Annotated in this window: 9 protein-coding genes; 6 read left to right on the forward strand and 3 right to left on the reverse strand. The window is 68.6% G+C overall.

The features are described from left to right. Nucleotides 1-108 precede the first annotated feature (108 nt). The 5 genes from QTI05_RS24375 to QTI05_RS24395 all read left to right on the forward strand — a co-directional run bounded on the left by QTI05_RS24375 (nt 109) and on the right by QTI05_RS24395 (nt 9,801). On the forward strand, nt 109-3,639 hold the full coding sequence (locus QTI05_RS24375) for a transglutaminase family protein (protein ID WP_286620925.1): 3,531 nt from the start codon (nt 109-111) through the stop codon (nt 3,637-3,639). 149 nt (nt 3,640-3,788) lie between these two features. Continuing rightward, nucleotides 3,789-6,488, forward strand: a complete 2,700-nt coding sequence (locus QTI05_RS24380) for a circularly permuted type 2 ATP-grasp protein (RefSeq protein ID WP_444812960.1) — start codon at nt 3,789-3,791, stop codon at nt 6,486-6,488. Nucleotides 6,489-6,519: 31 nt separating this feature from the next. Beyond that, complete coding sequence (locus QTI05_RS24385) at nt 6,520-7,491, forward strand: transglutaminase family protein (RefSeq protein ID WP_286620927.1); 972 nt, start codon at nt 6,520-6,522, stop codon at nt 7,489-7,491. An 18-nt stretch (nt 7,492-7,509) separates the two neighbouring features. Beyond that, complete coding sequence (locus tag QTI05_RS24390) at nt 7,510-7,968, forward strand: RidA family protein (protein WP_286620930.1); 459 nt, start codon at nt 7,510-7,512, stop codon at nt 7,966-7,968. A 108-nt stretch (nt 7,969-8,076) separates the two neighbouring features. Then, nucleotides 8,077-9,801, forward strand: a complete 1,725-nt coding sequence (locus tag QTI05_RS24395; protein ID WP_286620931.1) for a GMC family oxidoreductase — start codon at nt 8,077-8,079, stop codon at nt 9,799-9,801. Between the two features lie 10 nt (nt 9,802-9,811). Here the strand turns inward: QTI05_RS24395 and QTI05_RS24400 are convergent, their stop codons facing one another. Next, nucleotides 9,812-10,765, reverse strand: a complete 954-nt coding sequence (locus QTI05_RS24400; protein ID WP_286620932.1) for a sugar kinase — start codon at nt 10,763-10,765, stop codon at nt 9,812-9,814. After that, entirely contained in the window at nt 10,765-11,511 is a 747-nt protein-coding gene (locus QTI05_RS24405; RefSeq protein ID WP_286620934.1) for a sugar phosphate isomerase/epimerase family protein, read from the reverse strand. The genes QTI05_RS24400 and QTI05_RS24405 overlap by 1 nt, the downstream gene beginning before the upstream one ends. A 128-nt stretch (nt 11,512-11,639) precedes the next feature. Between QTI05_RS24405 and QTI05_RS24410 the strand changes: the two genes are divergently transcribed. Beyond that, on the forward strand, nt 11,640-13,289 hold the full coding sequence (locus tag QTI05_RS24410; RefSeq protein ID WP_286620935.1) for a magnesium transporter CorA family protein: 1,650 nt from the start codon (nt 11,640-11,642) through the stop codon (nt 13,287-13,289). Nucleotides 13,290-13,314: 25 nt separating this feature from the next. Here QTI05_RS24410 and QTI05_RS24415 read toward each other — a convergent pair whose 3' ends face one another. Further along, nucleotides 13,315-16,851 carry a patatin-like phospholipase family protein gene (locus tag QTI05_RS24415; protein ID WP_286620937.1) on the reverse strand — a complete coding sequence of 1,179 codons (3,537 nt, stop codon included), beginning with the start codon at nt 16,849-16,851 and terminating at the stop codon, nt 13,315-13,317. Nucleotides 16,852-16,857 lie beyond the last annotated feature (6 nt).

Genomic DNA, 16,857 nt, shown 5'->3' on the forward strand with positions numbered 1-16,857 from the left:
TCGCACGATGCCCATCCTCCCCGTTGACGCGCCGTGTGGCGCGTTAATTGCTTGACCGGTGGGCTAGTATGCGTGTGTCACCGCGCCCTTTCACGACACCTCAAAAACATGTCCATTCACGCCGCGCTCCATCACGTCACCCACTACAAGTACGACCGCCCCGTGCAGCTGGGCCCGCAAGTCGTCCGCCTGCGTCCCGCGCCGCACTGCCGCAGCAACGTCATCTCGTATTCGCTGCAGGTCGAGCCGACCGGCCATTTCGTCAACTGGATGCAGGACCCGTTCGCCAACTACCAGGCGCGGCTGGTGTTTCCCGAAAAGACCACCGAATTCAAGGTCACGGTCGACCTCGTGGTCGAGATGGCGGTCTACAACCCGTTCGACTTCTTCCTCGAGCCGCAGGCCGAGAACTTCCCCTTCAAGTACACCGAATCGCAGGCCGACGAACTCGCGCCCTACCTGGTCACCGAGACGCCGACCCCGCTGTTGCAGGCCTACATCGACAAGGTCGATCGCAAGGCGCAACGCACCATCGACTTCCTGGTGGGCATCAACCAGCAGGTGCAGAAAGACGTCAACTACCTGATCCGCATGGAGCCGGGCGTGCAGACGCCGGAAGAGACGCTCACCAGCGGCAGCGGCTCCTGCCGCGACTCGGGCTGGCTGCTGGTGCAGCTGCTGCGCCATTGCGGCCTGGCAGCGCGCTTCGTCTCGGGCTACCTGATCCAGCTCACGCCCGACGTGAAGGCGCTCGACGGCCCGAGCGGCACCACGGTCGACTTCACCGACCTGCATGCCTGGTGCGAAGTGTTCCTGCCGGGCGCCGGATGGATCGGCCTCGACGCCACTTCCGGCCTGCTGGCCGGCGAAGGCCACATCCCGCTCGCCTGCACGCCGACACCCTCGAGCGCCGCGCCGATCGAAGGCGTGGTGGACGATGCCGAGGTCGAGTTCGCCCACGAAATGAAGGTGTCGCGCATCTACGAATCGCCGCGCGTCACCAAGCCCTACACCGAAGAGCAGTGGGCCGAGGTGCTGGCCCTCGGCGAAGCAGTCGACAAGCGCCTCAAGGCCGGCGACGTGCGCCTCACGATGGGCGGCGAGCCGACCTATGTGGCCACCAGTGACCGCGATGCGGCCGAATGGAACACCGATGCGCTCGGCCCCACGAAGCGCGGCTACGCCACCGAACTCGTGCAGAAGCTGCGCGCCGAATACGGCGACGGCGGCTTCCTGCATTTCGGCCAGGGCAAGTGGTATCCCGGCGAGCAATTGCCGCGTTGGGCGCTCTCGATCTTCTGGCGCGCCGACGGGCAAAGGCTGTGGCACGACCCCGAGCTGTTCGCCGACGAGCGCCATCCCACGCACTACACGAGCGAAGACGCACGCCGCTTCACCACCGTGCTGGCCCACAAGCTCGGCCTGACCGAGCGCTACATCCAGGCCGGCTACGAAGACGTCTACTACTACCTCTGGCGCGAACGCCGCCTGCCGGTCAACGTCGACCCGTTCGAATCCAATCTCGACGACGAGCTCGAACGCGTGCGCCTGCGCCGCGTGTTCACGCAGAAGCTCGATGCGGTGATCGGCTACATGCTGCCGATCGAGCCGGCCAGCGCCGAGAACGACGCGCCCGCGCTCGAAGGCCCCGGCTGGAAAACCGGCCCCTGGTTCCTGCGCGACGACCGCCTGTTCCTGATCCCGGGCGATTCGCCGATGGGCTATCGCCTGCCGCTCGATTCGCAGCCCTGGGCCAACAAGAGCGACTACCCCTACCTGATCGACCGCGACCCGAGCGCGCCGCGCGACGTCCTGCCGAGCGCGGCCGTCTATCGGGCCCGCTACACCGGGATGGCAACAGCACCGGCCGGCAGCGCGCTCGGCGATGGCACGGGCGGCGCCAACGGCTCGACCGGCGACCTCGGCGAAGTGCCGTACGCCTTCGGCACGCCGCCGGTGCTGGCCAGCCAGCTGCGCATGCAGGGCGCTGGCGGCCCGGCCGCGGTCGACACCAACAAGCACCCCGTCACGCGCCAGCCGCTGCGCGGCGAGTCGGCGCACTGGGTTACCCGCACCGCGCTCTGCGTCGAAGTGCGCGACCCGCGCCGGGCCAACGGCCCGGCCGCAGAAAAGCTCGGCAGTGCCTCGGGTGTGCTCTATGTGTTCATGCCGCCGCTCAAGCGCCTCGAAGACTACCTCGACCTGGTCGCCGCAGTGGAAGCCACCGCGGCGCAGCTCGGCGTGAAGATCGTGATGGAAGGCTACCCGCCGCCGCGCGACCCGCGTCTGAAGATGCTGGCCGTGACGCCCGATCCGGGCGTGATCGAGGTCAACATCCATCCGGCCCACAACTGGAAGGAACTGGTCGACCATACCGAGTTCCTCTACAACGCCGCATTCGAGACGCGCCTGTCGGCCGAGAAGTTCATGACCGACGGCCGCCACACCGGCACCGGCGGCGGCAACCACTTCGTGATGGGCGGCGCCACGCCGGTCGACAGCCCGTTCCTGCGCCGGCCCGAACTGCTGGCCAGCCTGCTGCTCTACTGGCACAACCATCCCTCGCTGTCGTACCTGTTCTCGGGCATGTTCATCGGCCCGACCAGCCAGGCACCGCGCGTGGACGAAGCGCGCAACGACCAGGTCTACGAGCTGGAGATCGCGCTCAAGGAAATCGCGCGCAACCGCGAGATCTATGGCCAGAACATGCCGGCCTGGCTGGTCGACCGCACGCTGCGCAACATCCTGATCGACGTCTCGGGCAACACGCACCGCAGCGAGTTCTGCATCGACAAGCTCTACTCGCCCGATTCCAGCACCGGCCGCCTCGGCCTGCTGGAACTGCGCGCATTCGAGATGCCGCCCCATGCGCGCATGAGCATTGCGCAGCAGTTGCTGATTCGTGCGCTAGTGGCCCGCTTCTGGGACGAGCCCTACAAGGCGCCCGTCACGCGCTGGGGCACCGAGCTGCACGACCGCTTCCTGCTGCCGACCTTCGTGAAGATGGACTTCGACGACGTCATCAGCGAGATGCGGCAGGCCGGCTTTGCGTTCGATCCGGACTGGTTCGCGCCGCATTTCGAGTTCCGCTTCCCGCTGCTCGGCCAGGTGCAGGCGATGGGGGTCGAACTCTCGCTGCGCAACGCGCTCGAGCCGTGGCACGTGATGGGCGAGGAAGGTGCGGCCGGCGGCACGGTGCGCTACGTGGACTCGTCGCTGGAGCGCATCGAGGTGCGCGTGACCGGCCTCAACGAGAGCCGCTACGTGGTCACCGTCAATGGCAAGGTACTGCCGCTGCAGCCTACGGGCGTGGTGGGCGAGTTCGTGGCCGGCGTGCGCTACAAGGCCTGGAACCCGCCCTCGGCGCTGCATCCGAGCATCGGCGCCCACGCACCGCTGACCTTCGACATCGTCGACACCTGGATGAAGCGTTCGCTCGGCGGCTGCCAGTACTTCGTGGCGCATCCGGGTGGTCGCAACTACGACACCTTCCCGGTCAATGCCTACGAGGCCGAAAGCCGTCGCCATTCGCGCTTTGCGCGCATGGGCCACACGCCCGGCCTGCTCAAGACACCGCCCGCGACGATCGAGCTGCCGGGCAGCCGCGAGTTTCCATTCACGCTGGATCTGCGTCGCTGAAGTGTGAGCCCAACGGCTTTTCACTTCGCCTCGCCGCGTGGCAACTCGGTCACACCGAGGGCAAAAAAAGTGCCATGTCCGCTGTTTATCGCATCGCGCCAGCCACGGCACCGTGACGACGATGTGACAATCAGCAGGCTGTGGAACCCTTGAACGAATCCCTGTTCGGCAATAGCTCGCTCGAAGCCCCTGCGGTTTTGGCGTCCGCGCTTGCGCCGCCCGCCCAGGCGGGCCATTTCGACGAGTTGCGCGGCGTGGCAACGCCGCTCGCGGCACCCCGCCCCGGTACGCTCACGCCGCCGGGCGCCCTGTTGTACGACGCGGCCGGCGAACCTCGACCGCCCGCAGCCCCGGTCGACCCGACGGCGGAGCCCGGCGCCAAATCGCCACTGGCTCCGGCCTGGACGCATTTCTTCGAGGAGATCGGCTCCGGCGGCTTCGACGATCTGCCGCGCCGCGCTGTCAGCCTTGCGCGCCAGATCCGCGACAACGGCGTCACCTACAACGTCTATGCCGATGGCGACGGCCCGCAGCGGCCCTGGTCGATCGATCTGTTTCCGCTGATCGTCTCGCCCGAAAGCTGGGCCCAGATCGAGGCCGGCGTGCTGCAACGCGTGCGCGTGCTCGACCGCGTGATGGCCGACGTCTACGGCCCGCAGCAGCTGCTGGCCGAAGGCCTGCTGCCGGCCGCGCTGGTGCGCGGCCATCCGGGCTACCTGCGCGCCATGCATGGCGTGAAGCCGCCCGGCGACACCTGGCTGCACATCACCGCCTTCGACCTCGCACGCGGACCCGATGGCAACTGGTGGGTGGTGTCGCAGCGCACCCAGGCACCTTCGGGCCTGGGCTACCTGCTGGAGAACCGGCTCGCCATCTCGCGCCAGTTTCCGCAAGCGTTCGAGGCACTGCATGTGCAGCGCCTGGCCGCCACCTACAACGCGATGATGGACGGGCTGCAGGCCATGTGCCCGGCCGGCGCGCCGCCGCACATCGCCCTGCTGACGCCCGGCCCGTACAACGAAACCTATTTCGAGCACGCCTACCTGGCGCGCTACCTCGGCATCACGCTGGTCGAGGGCAACGACCTCACGGTGCGCGACCAGCGGCTCTACCTCAAGACCCTGCAGGGCCTGCGCCCGGTGCACGGCCTCATCAAGCGGCTCGACGACCAGTACCTCGACCCGCTCGAGCTGCGCCCCGACTCCACGCTCGGCGTGCCCGGCCTGCTGCAGGCCATCCGCGCCGGCAACCTGCTGGTGGCGAACATGCCGGGCTCGGCGTTTCTCGAATCGCCTGCGCTGCTCGGCTTCCTGCCAGCGCTGGCGCGCCGACTGATCGGCGAAAAGCTGCGGCTGCCGGCGCTGCCGACCTGGTGGTGCGGCGAGCGCGCTGCCATGGAAGCCGTGCTGCCGCAGCTGGGCGACTGCGCCATCAAGCCCACCTACCCTGGCTCCGCTTCGCACACCAGCTTCGACGCGGTGCTCGGCAGCCAGCTGGGGCGGCGCGAGCTCGACGAATGGGCCGGGCGCATCGTGCGCCAGGGCGATGCCCACACGGTGCAGAGCTACCTGCCGCTGTCGCAGATGCCGACCTGGGCTCAGGACTTCGGCGCCGGCCACATTGCGCCGCGCGCCATGATGCTGCGCGTGTTCGCGGTGAGCGACGGCGCGCAGTCGTGGCGGGTGTTGCCGGGCGGGCTGGCGCGGCTGGCCGGCACCAACGCGCAGATCGCCTCGATGCAGCGCGGAGGCAGCAGTGCCGACGTGTGGGTGCAGACACGCGGCGAGGTCGACCGCACCACCCTGCTGCAGCCCCACGCGACGCCGGCTTCGCTGGCAAGGCACCGCGCACCGGTGACCAGCCGGGCGGCCGAAAACATGTTCTGGCTGGGCCGCTACACCGAGCGCGCCGAAAACGCAGTGCGGCTTTCGCGCCTCACGCTCGATCTGCTGAGCGGCGAAGACCAGTCTTCGCGCCCGTTGCTGGCCTGGCTGCACCGGCTGGCGTTGCGCAATGCGCTGGTGCCGCAAGAGGTGCCGAGTGCGCCGAAGTCGCGCCGCGTTTTCGAGCGTGCATTGATCGCCGAGCTGGGCGACGCCGACAAGGGCGGCAGCGTAGGCTTCAGCCTGCGCTGTATCCGCGAAACCGCTGCCGCCGTGCGCGAACGCCTGTCGCAAGACCATTGGAGCCAGATCGTGCGCGCCGAAGCCGAGTTCCTGCGGCGCGCCGCCGAGCAGGCCGGTGAAGTCAGCGAAGGCAGCTATGCCACCGGTGCCGCACTGCGCTCGCTCGAAGCGGCCAGCGCCGCACTGGCGGCCATGACCGGTGCCCAGACCGACCGCATGACGCGCGACGATGCCTGGCGCCTGCTCTCGATCGGCCGGCACATCGAACGGCTGGCTTTTCTGTCGAGCGCGCTGGCCGCCGGTTTCGAAGACGGTGCGGTGCACGAAGTCAGCGGCTTCGAGGCCATGATCGCGCTGTTCGACAGCACCATCACCTTCCATGCGCGCTACCAGCAGCGCCGCGATGTCGCGACCATGGTCGACCTGCTGGTACTCGACGGCGACAACCCGCGTTCGCTCGCCTGGGTCACGCAGACGCTGCGCGGCCGCATCGCGCGGCTGGCCGGCAGCGCACCGGGCAAGCTCACCGCGCTCTCGTACGAACTGCCGGATCCGGCCAACTGGACGCTCGAGAAACTCTGCGACGCCGGCGCCAAGGCCGACTACCCGGCGCTCGTGCACCTGTTCGAAAGCTGCGAAACCGCCGCCTACCACGTGTCCGATGCGATCGGCACGCGCTACTTCACCCTGACCTCGGAGTCGCTGCGGTCGGTGGGCGCCTGACTGTTGCCTGCGGGCGAGTAAAGTCCAGCTCATGTTGCTGCACGTCACCCACGAAACCCGCTACGACTACGTGCCGCCGGTCGAGACGGCACAGCACCTTGCGCACCTGAAACCGCTGGCGACTGCATCGCAGCGGCTGGTGAGCCACCAGCTGGTCATCACGCCCGAGCCCGTGCAGCGCAGCGAGTCGCCCGATGTCTACGGCAATGCGCGTGCCTTTTTTGCGCTCGATACGACGCACGAGGAACTCGTGGTCACGGCCGAAAGCGTGGTCGAGACCTCCCAACCCCAGCTGGGGCCGAATGCGGAACGCGCACTGCCCTGGGAGCAGGTGCGCGAACGCTTCCGCTACCGCAAGGGCACGCGCTACGACGCCGCCTCGGAGTTTGTCTATCCCTCGCCCTACGTGCCGCGGCATGACGACTTCGCGGCCTATGCGCGCCCCAGCTTCGCGGCCGGCGAGCCCCTGTTCGACGTGGCGATGGACTTGTGCCTGCGCATCTACCGCGAATTCCAGTACGACGCCGACAGCACCGAGGTCAACACGCCTGCCGTTGACGCGCTGGCGCAGCGGCGCGGCGTGTGCCAGGACTTCGCCCACATCATGATCGCCTGCTTCCGCACCATGGGGCTGCCCGCGCGCTACGTGAGCGGCTACCTGTTGACGCAGCCGCCACCGGGCCAGCCGCGCCTGGTCGGCGCCGATGCCTCGCATGCCTGGGTGTCTGTCTACCTGCCCGGGCTCGACGGGCCCGGCGACTGGGCAGACTTCGATCCGACCAATGGCCGCCAGCCTGGCGAGGACTACGTCGCGCTGGCGATCGGCCGCGACTACTCCGACGTGTCACCGATGCGCGGTGTGCTGCACGGCGGCGCGCGCCACACGCTCAAGGTTGGCGTGACGGTACGGCCGCTGGAAGAACTGCGCGAGGAAGCAGCGCGGATCGCGGCGCAAGGCCCGTCGCCATCCCAGTCCCAGTCACAATCCCAGACCTCTTCCTGATTCCGGAGCATCTTTCCCATGAGCGTCTACGACAAGCTGTCCCAACTCGGCATCACCCTGCCGCCCGTTTCCGTTCCTGCTGCCGCCTACTTGCCGTTCGTGCAGACCGGCAAGCTGGTGTTCCTCTCCGGCCATATCGCGAAAAAAGATGGCAAGCCATGGGTCGGCCAGCTCGGCGCCACGCTGACGACCGAAGACGGCAAGGCGGCTGCGCGCGCGGTCGCGGTCGACCTGCTCGGCACGCTGCACGCGGCCGTCGGCGATCTCAACAAGGTCAAGCGCATCGTCAAGCTCATGAGCCTCGTGAACTCGGTCGGCACCTTCACCGAGCAGCACCTCGTGACCAATGGTGCGAGCGAACTCATGGCGGAAGTCTTCGGCAGCGAAAAAGGCGCGCACGCGCGCAGCGCGTTCGGCGTGGCGCAGATCCCGATGGGCGCCTGCGTCGAGATCGAGCTGATCGCAGAAATCGCCTGAAGCAGCCCGGGTTTTGCACCTTCGCGTGCGCGGGAAAACACTCTGCGCCGTGCGGCGCTGCTGTTCCTACAGTCGTCCCACCGGTCACGCCGGTGAGGAGACAAGGAAATGGACTTCGACTACGTCATCGTGGGCGGTGGTTCGGGCGGTGCCACGCTGGCGTCGCGCCTCAGTGAAGACCCCTCCGTCCAGGTCTGCCTGATCGAGGCTGGCGGCGATGGCCGTGGCATTCTGGTTCGGGCGCCGGCCGCCGTGGTGCTCATGCTGCCGGGCCGCCCGAAGATCAACAACTTCGCATTCCAGACGGTGCCGCAGCCCGGCCTGAACGGCCGGCGCGGCTACCAGCCGCGCGGCCGCTGTCTCGGCGGCTCCAGCGCGATCAACGCAATGCTCTATGTGCGCGGCCATCGCACCGACTACGACGACTGGGGCCGCCTCGGCTGCGAGGGCTGGTCGTTCGACGACGTGTTGCCCAGCTTCAAGCGTGCCGAAGGCAACCAGCGTGGCGAAAGCGCGCTGCATGGCGGGAGCGGCCCGCTGCAAGTGGCCGAGCAGCAATCGCCGCGGCCGATCACCGAGGCCTTCATCCAGGCCGGCATCGAATGCGGCCTCGCGCGCAACGATGATTTCAACGGGCCCGAACAGGAAGGCATCGGCCTCTACCAGGTCACGCAGTTCCACGGCGGGCCCAAGAACGGCGAGCGCTGCTCCGCCGCCGCGGCCTACCTGCACCCCGTGATGAACCAGCGCCCCAACCTGCATGTCATGTCCGACACGCAGGCGCAGCGCGTGCTGCTCGAAGGCCGCCGCGCCGTCGGTGTCGAGGTGATGCGCGCAGGGGTGGTCGAGCGCATCGGCGCGCGGCGCGAAGTGGCCTTGTGCGGTGGTGCCTTCAATTCGCCACAACTGCTGATGCTGTCCGGCATCGGCGACCCCGGCGAGCTGGTGCGCCATGGCATCGCGGTGCAGCATGTGCTGCCCGGCGTGGGCCAGAACCTGCAGGATCACACCGACTTCGTCCTCTCGTACAAATCCGGCGAGACAGACCTGTTCGGCATCGGCCTGGCCGGCACGGTGAATCTGGTCAAGGCGATCGCCGAGTGGCGCAAGACCGGCAGCGGCATGATCGCGACGCCGTTCGCCGAGGGCGGAGGCTTCATCAAGTCGTCCCCCGACCTCGCACGGCCCGATCTGCAGTTGCACTTCGTGATCTCGATCGTCGACGACCACGCGCGCAAGCTGCATCCGGGCTACGGCTTCTCGTGCCATGTATGCGTGTTGCGGCCCAAGGGTCGCGGCGAGGTTGGCCTGCACGACGCGAACGCCGCGTCGGCGCCACGCATCGATCCGCGCTTTCTGTCGCACCCCGACGACGTGGCGCTGCTGCTGAAGGGCGTTCGCCGTGCGCGCGAAATCATGCGCGCACCCGCCCTTGCCAGATACCGGCGGCGCGAGCTCTACACCGAGGGCGTGGAAAGCGACGAAGACCTGATCCGGCACATCCGCTCGCGCGCCGACACGATCTACCACCCGGTCGGCACCTGCAGGATGGGCACCGACGCGATGGCCGTGGTCGACCCGCAATTGCGCGTGCACGGCATCGAGGGCCTGCGCGTGGTGGATGCCTCGGTGATGCCCACGCTGATCGGCGGCAACACCAACGCGCCGACGATCATGATCGCGGAGCGCGCGGCCGACTGGATCCGCGCGGCCGATGGTGCACGCGCCTTGCAGCAGGCGCCTGCGGCGATCCGCGTATCACCAGTTGCACCGGCAGCAGCAGTCGACGCGGCGCCGGATCGAATCCCCGAAGTCGCTCGATCAGGCAGCTAGCCGCGGCGGCTCAGAGCTTCGCCTGTTCGAGCTGCGCCCGCGTCGGCAGCCCTTCGGTATCGCCGAGCACCTGCACCGCGCGTGCGCCGATCCAGGCACCGCGGCGCACGGCGTCTTGCACGCTGCGGCCTTCGAGCAAGGCGCTCACCACACCGGCCGCGAAGCCGTCGCCGGCGCCGACCGTGTCGATCACCTGCGCCACCGGAAAACCTTCGACACGGCCCGTTCCGGCCGTGTCGCTGTCGTAGTACGCGCCGGCCGCGCCGAGCTTCACCACCACCAGCTTTGCGCCGCGCCCACGGTAGAAACGTGCGATACCTTCGGGTGTGCTTTCGCCGGTGAGCAGCAGGCCCTCTTCGATGCCGGGCAACACCCAGTCGGCGCGCGCCGCGAGTTCATTGAGCCAGTGGCGCATCGTGTCGGTCGACGACCAGAGCGTGGGCCGCAGGTTGGGGTCGAACGAAATCGTGCGGCCGGCCGCGCGCACCACGTCCATGCACTTGAGCGCAGTCTGCAGGCTGGTGTCGGAGATCGCCGCGAACACGCCGGTGGCATGCAGGTGTCGCGCCGAGCACAACCAGGCTTCGTCGACATCGGCCGGCCCCATCTGGCTCGCGGCCGAGCCCTTGCGGTGGTACTCGACCGGCGGGTCGCTGCCGTCGGTCACGCGGCCCTTGAGCATGAAGCCGGTGCGTTGTGCCGGGTCTGAGATCACGTGCGAGCAATCGATGCCCTCGGCCTTCATGCTGGCGATCAGCGAGCGCCCCATCGAATCGGTGCCGAGCCGGCTGGCCCAGCCGACCTTGAGGCCCAGCCGCGAAAGACCGATCGCCACGTTGGTCTCGGCACCGGCCGTGCGTTTGTGGAAGCCGGTGGCCTCTTCGAGCGGGCCCGGCCGGTCGGCCACCAGCAGCAGCATGGCTTCGCCGAACAGCGCCACGTCGAAAGCGAAAGGTGCACTCATCATGCTGCCCTCAGGGCGCGCAACTGCGCCACTTCGTTGCTGGTGACTGCCAGCAGGTCATCCCCGGTGAGCGGGTACTCGATAGCGCACGGCACTTCGGCCGGCAGCGCACGCAGGATCGAACGCCAGGGCGCCAGCGAATCGGCGAGCGGCACCGCGACCCACTTGGCGGGCAGCCGCTGCACGCCCTTGGCATGCACGTAGCGCACGCGCGAACCAAAAGCCTTCGCCGCCTGGAGCGGGCATTCGCCGAGCCAGTGCCAGTTGCCCATGTCGAAGGTCATGCCGAGCTCGACGCCGGCGCGATCGGCCACGTCGAAAAAATTCTGCAGCGCCGGCACGCTGCCGGCCGCCGCGGTCTGGTCGTTCTCGATCACGAGTTCGACGCGCGTTTCGGCCAGCTGCACCTTCAGGCCCCAGAGCGAGCCGTGCGACGAGGCGCGAAAGTCGCCCAGCGACATCTTGAGGCGGCGCGCGCCGAGCGTGGTGGCGGCCGCGATGCCGCGGTACAGGGCCGCGCTGTCGAGCCAGCCGCCCTCGGCCCAGAGCCGCTCCGGGCTGGAGTAGACGCTGGCGAGCCCGGCCAGTGCCGGCAGTTCGCTGGCCGGGTCGCGCAGCAGTTCGCCGCGCACCTCGACCGAGTCGGCCCCCGCCGCGCACGCAAGCTGCGCAAAAAAGAGCTGGCCATGGCGGCCGACTTCGGCGGCGCCGAACGAAGAAAGGGAAATCAGCACATCGCTCATCAAGAAGAACGCCCCGGGGAAAAACCGGCGCAGTTTCTCATGCTTCGGACGGCCGGCGCCGGGCCCTTCCCCGACGGTTCAGAACCCGATCGGGGATTCCCCCGATCGATATCCCTGTCTAAACTGGGGGCATGTCACACGTCGCCACGCCCTCCTCCGTTCAGCATTTCCGCCAGGCCCTGCTCTGGCCCCTGCGGCTGATGCCGACCGAGGCGGCGCATGCACGCCACCACGGCCCCTGGCAGGTGCTGCGCGACATGGGCGACAAGTCGCCGTGGCAGGAAGTGGTCGACGAATACACCGGCGACGCGAGCCGCTTCCACGAACGCCACTACAACGAGTTCGTGAGCTTTCTGCCCTACGTGCAGCGCTTCCTCTATGGCGAGGGCCGCGCGCGCGGCACCGCGGGCAACGACGGCGACTCGCCGATGCGCGTGTTCCGCCGCAACGACATCGCGGCGGTGCGACTGGTGGCGCGGCCCGGCGATGCGCCGGTCACGCTGCAGGTCGTGCACACCGACCTCTACTTCTTCTTCGATATCGACGTCGTGATACTCAACGTCGAGGTCGGCGCCGACAACCTGAGCCTGGCCCAGGCAGAAGAGTTGCTCTACCGCTTCGGCCGCGCCTACCCGGCCGGCTGGGATGCGAATGGCGCGGCGCTGCACTGCATGAGCAGCGTCGAATGGCTCGCGGCCGACGGCAGCGTGCTGTCGCGCTCGGACGCGCAGCAGCGCGAGGCATTCCTGTCGCACGTGGCCGAGCACCGCGCGCCGCGCATCTCGGCGCATTGGGCCTACGTAATGCAGCCGCTGGTGAGCGACCATTCCGACGAGCCCGGCGCATTGCGCTACCGGCAGATCGAGTACTACCGCATGCCGACCATGGCGTACCTGTCGCTCGACGATCCGAAGCAGCTCAGCCGCAATGACTTCATCCGTCTCGGGCTGGTCACCGGCGCGGGCGAAAGCGATGCCACCCTGCCCTATGCGGAGCGGCACCTGGCCGATTTCGAGCAGAAGTACTGCTATGACCGCTTCTGGGTCGATGCTGGCGCAGCGCCCTACACGCGCTACATCTGCAACGGCCACGCGCTGGTGGTGGTGGGGGATGCGCACTCCGAATTTTTCTGCTGCAGGGATCGCGGTGTGCTGGCCCAGTTCCGCCACCAGCATTTCCTGCTGTTCCTGATCGCGCACTTCCAGAAGGCTTCGCTGCTGATGTTCTCCGACCAGCTGGTCGAGGCGCTCAAGCAGATGAACATCCACAGCACGCCGAGCGTCAAGCGCTTCAAGCGCTCGATCCGCGGCAACTTCGAGCGCTTCCTGCGCTTCACGCACCGCTACTGGTTCCACGAGATCTCGGAGCAGGCCCAGGTGCGGGCACTGTCGCGCCTGTGCGCCACGCACCTCGGGCTCGACCCGCTCTACGACGAGGTGCGCGTGCGCATTGCCGACATGAACACCTACCTCGATGCCGACAGCCTGCGCCGCCAGGCCAACACCGTGGTGCGGCTCACCGTTGTCACGCTGTTCGGGCTGATCGGCACCGTCACCACCGGCTTCCTCGGCATGAACCTGCTGGCCGAGGCCGAGTCGCCGCTGCTGACCAAGCTGCTGTGGTTCGGTGTCGTGTTCATTGCCACCACCTGGCTCACGATCTACACGATGGTGAAGTCGCAGCGCCTGTCGGACTTCATCGACGCGCTGTCGAACGACAGGCTCACGCTGCGCGGCAAGTTGGCGGCGCTGGTGCGGGTGTGGAAGCCGGGATCGGACTGACGAATCGCGCGATGCCGCACGCCGATCACGGCACGAACACGTCGCCGGTGCGCGGCAACCACACTTCGATTGCATCGGGCGCGCCCTGGATCGATTTGGGCAGGCGCTTGATCACCCAGGGCTGGCCGGTCGGCGACGCGGCCGAGCGTACCAGCGCGTCGGCGCAGGCGCGGGCAGTCTCTTCGCCGATCAGCACGGTCGGCTCGTAGTAGCCCGTGGGCGGCGAGCGGCCGGCCCGGCGCGAGGTGCTGAGCACATCCTCGGTCGGCGGCACCGATGCCCCCAATGCGCGCCACGGCTCCCGCCAGGTGCGCACCTTGTCGCGCAGCCCGCGCCCGTAGGTCTGGATGTAGACCACCCTGCCCGTGCACACCCCGTCGGGTGCGGGTGCGGTGCTCTGGTTGACGTTGTTGGGCAGGCCGAGCCCGTAGGGCGGATTCGCGCCCGCATCGGTACCTGCGGCGGCGCCTGCGGCCGGCGGTGGCGCGACGGTGGCCACCGATGCAGGGGCATCCGGCCGCGCGACCATGTCGCGCAGCCACACCACTACCGGCGACGGCACCGGCAGGGTGCCACTGCAGTTTTCCTTGGAGGCGGTCTGGCCCGTGTAGTCGCGCGCCCAGTAGCGCGGCACGCAGGGCGGCGCAACCACGGGCTGCAGGCAGTCGATGCCGTTGCCCGCGTCGAGCAGTTGCTTGCAGGCCGGCGCGCGCTGGTCTTCCGCGTCCTTGGCGCAGGCCGCCTTGGCATCGTCGACGATGCGCACCGAGAGCCTGAACTTGGCCATGAAGTTGTCGCGGCCTTCGCGGCACAACAGGTCGCCGGTGCGCAACAGCTCGGCCGCCAGCAAGGCCGGTGCGTCGCTGCCCACGCTCGCGGCGGTGCCGACGCGAAGACGCGCCCACAGTTGCGAAAGATCCTTGAAGGCCGCGTTCTCCGAGCGTTCGGCCTCGGCCCGCTGCACCCGCCAGGTGTCGATGCCCTGCCAGGCGGCGACGCCGAAGGTGGCGGCGGTGCCGAGCCCGACCGTCGCGGTGACTGCGCCGGCCCGGATCACGCGTGCCTGCAGCCGGCTCACCGTCGCGACCACGGCGGTGGCCGTGCTGCTGCCATTGCCATTGGCCGCGCCGACCGGCGGCGACGACGCGGCCTGGGCCTGCCCGTCGTCCGGCACGAACAGCCCCGGCGCGCCGAGCGCCACCTTGTCGAGCAGTTCGCCTTCGAGCCGCGTGCCGATCTCGGCGCCGAGCCGGAAGTAGCTTTCCCACTGGGCTTCGTCGAAAAACTGGTCGGTGGTCGGCTGCTGCGGAAACAGCGGGTTCGCGGCCTTGAAGTTCACCAGATCCACCGGCAGCGAGGCCGACACATTGGGCTTGACCAGCACCAGCTGCCCGGTGGCGCCGCTCGCATAGCGCACCTGCGCGAGGGCCAGGCAAGCCTGGCTGCTGGGCGAGGCCAGATCGTTGAGCGAGCCGAAGGCTTCCAGCGGCTGCCAGTCGGCGCCGGGGCGCGGCTTCATGAAGGTGATCTCGGCGTTCAGGTCGATGCGGGCGCGGCGGATCAGGTTCTCGAGGTCGCAGAAGCGGTAGTCTGGATCGGCGCCGCAGTCGGCAATCACGATCAGCGCGGCCTGCTGCCGCAGCAGCGCGTAGGCGCCGGTGTTCTCGAAATGGCCGCCGTCGCTCAGGTACCAGTTGGCCGAGCTGCTACCCGGAAACGCGCCGAAGCATTCGAGCAGCATGAAGCGCGTTTTCATCAACAGCTTGCTGCCGCGCACGGCGGCGCCGCGCTGCAGGATGCCGGCATCGGCGCTGTTCCACCAGTAGCCCAGGCGCAGGCCAGCGAACACCGTGAGCGCCGCAATGCCGCGCTTGGTGAGCCGGCCCAGCCCCGGCGCAAATGCGGCACCCGAAATCGCCGTCCACGCCCCCAGCGTCATGGCGCCGTCGCCATGCGCCTGTGCCCAATCGGCGCCGCCGGCCTGCATCCAGCCCAGCGGGCCGATGGTCAGCGGCTGGCTCTTGCGATCCCGGTTGAACAGCTTCTGCCGGGTGTCGTGCGTCTGGTTGATGCATACGTTGGCCAGGTGCACCGGCCCGCCATGCAGGTGCGGCGCATAGCGCAGTTGCGGGATGTCGTCATGCGCATCGACCTCGCCCACCGGCACCTGCGGCGGCTGCAGTCCCGAGACCTCGTCGGTCGGGCTCGCGCCGAGCCGCCGGGCGTTGGCCGCGCCGAGGTAGCCGCGCACGATGCGCGCCTTGTAGAACATGTGCAGCGACGAGATGTTGAGAAACGCGAAGTTGGACCCGGTGAGCACCGCATAGGCGCCAATAACCGTGCCGATGGCGCCGAACCAGGCCCAGCCGCGCCAGAACTCGAGCCCCTGGGGCTGAAACACCGGCAACAGCACCGCCGCATAGATCACCCCGATCCACCATGCCGCCAGGCAGAAGGCCAGCGCCAGCCCGAGCAGGCTGGCGAGCGTGAGCATCAGGTTCTTGCCGATGCCGGGCGCCTGCTGCTTCTGCGACAGCAGCATGGGCAGCACGGCGCGCAAGCCGGCCGCCACGACCAGCAGCACCGCGCCGTAAGAGGCACGCTGCCCCTGGTTCTCTGCGGCCAGCCACCAGGCACTGCGGTCGAGCAGGCCGAGCAGGCCGATCAGCAGCGTGGTGTTGAGCACCGACGCCAGTGCCTCGGTCAGTTCGTTGCGCTGCTGGGGCGCGGTGCGATGGCGGCTGCGCCAAAGCACCCAGAGCAGCGCCACCACCCAGCACAGCGCGAAGCCGACGAACAACGGCGTCAACCAGCGCGGGCCGCTGGCCAGTTCGACCAGCATCGGGCCGAGTTGGCAGGCGCCGATGATCAGCACGCACCACATGCCGATCTGCCTCCAAAGGAAGGCGATCGACGGCTTGTCGCGCACCGACCAATAGGCACAGGCCAGCACGATCGACGCGACGAACGGCCCCGCGGCCGCAAACCACAGCGTGGGCAACTGCGTCGCCCCTTTCACCAGCAGTCCGATGGTGGCCTGCGCCGTGGACGGCTGGGTGTTGTTGAGGTCGACCGCGCGAAACACCGCGTCCCACATCAGCAGGTTGGTGGCGGCCAGGGCCAGGCCGATCAGGCTGGCCGCGATCGCGATCTCGATGTGCGTGCCCAGCAGGTTGCGCAGGTAGAGCGCGGCCGCGAACAGCGTGTCGCGCAGGCCGCCCGGAATCAGGTAGCGCCCGTTGCCGCGCAGCCACCAGCCGAAGCGTGCGCGGTCGACGTCGCCCATCGCGCGCTCGATGTCGCGCACCTCGTCGGCCGACTTCGCGTCGGTACACAGGCGGCCGAGCGTGGCGCCGACGTAGCCGCCGCCCGAGACGGTCGACACGATGTCGAACTTGAGCAACTGCCGCCGCGCCGCCAGCGACTTGAGTAGCCCCAGGCAGAAGGTCGCGCTGCGGATGCCGCCCCCCGACAGCGCCAGGCCCCAGGGGCGATGCCCGTCGTCGACCCCGTGCAGCGCCTCGCGGCGCGTCCTGACCAGCTCTTGAAGCGTCTCGTCCATCCGGCT

The organism is Variovorax fucosicus (assembly GCF_030316825.1).
Taxonomy (GTDB): domain Bacteria; phylum Pseudomonadota; class Gammaproteobacteria; order Burkholderiales; family Burkholderiaceae_C; genus Variovorax; species Variovorax fucosicus.

What these genes read in the sequence shown, in the direction of transcription:
- QTI05_RS24375 (WP_286620925.1), top strand. Translation starts at nt 109, where the DNA reads ATGTCCATTCACGCCGCGCTCCATCACGTCACCCACTACAAGTACGAC.
- QTI05_RS24385 (WP_286620927.1), top strand. Translation starts at nt 6,520, where the DNA reads ATGTTGCTGCACGTCACCCACGAAACCCGCTACGACTACGTGCCGCCG.
- QTI05_RS24390 (WP_286620930.1), top strand. Translation starts at nt 7,510, where the DNA reads ATGAGCGTCTACGACAAGCTGTCCCAACTCGGCATCACCCTGCCGCCC.
- QTI05_RS24395 (WP_286620931.1), top strand. Translation starts at nt 8,077, where the DNA reads ATGGACTTCGACTACGTCATCGTGGGCGGTGGTTCGGGCGGTGCCACG.
- QTI05_RS24400 (WP_286620932.1), bottom strand. Translation starts at nt 10,765, where the DNA reads ATGAGTGCACCTTTCGCTTTCGACGTGGCGCTGTTCGGCGAAGCCATG.
- QTI05_RS24410 (WP_286620935.1), top strand. Translation starts at nt 11,640, where the DNA reads ATGTCACACGTCGCCACGCCCTCCTCCGTTCAGCATTTCCGCCAGGCC.
- QTI05_RS24415 (WP_286620937.1), bottom strand. Translation starts at nt 16,851, where the DNA reads ATGGACGAGACGCTTCAAGAGCTGGTCAGGACGCGCCGCGAGGCGCTG.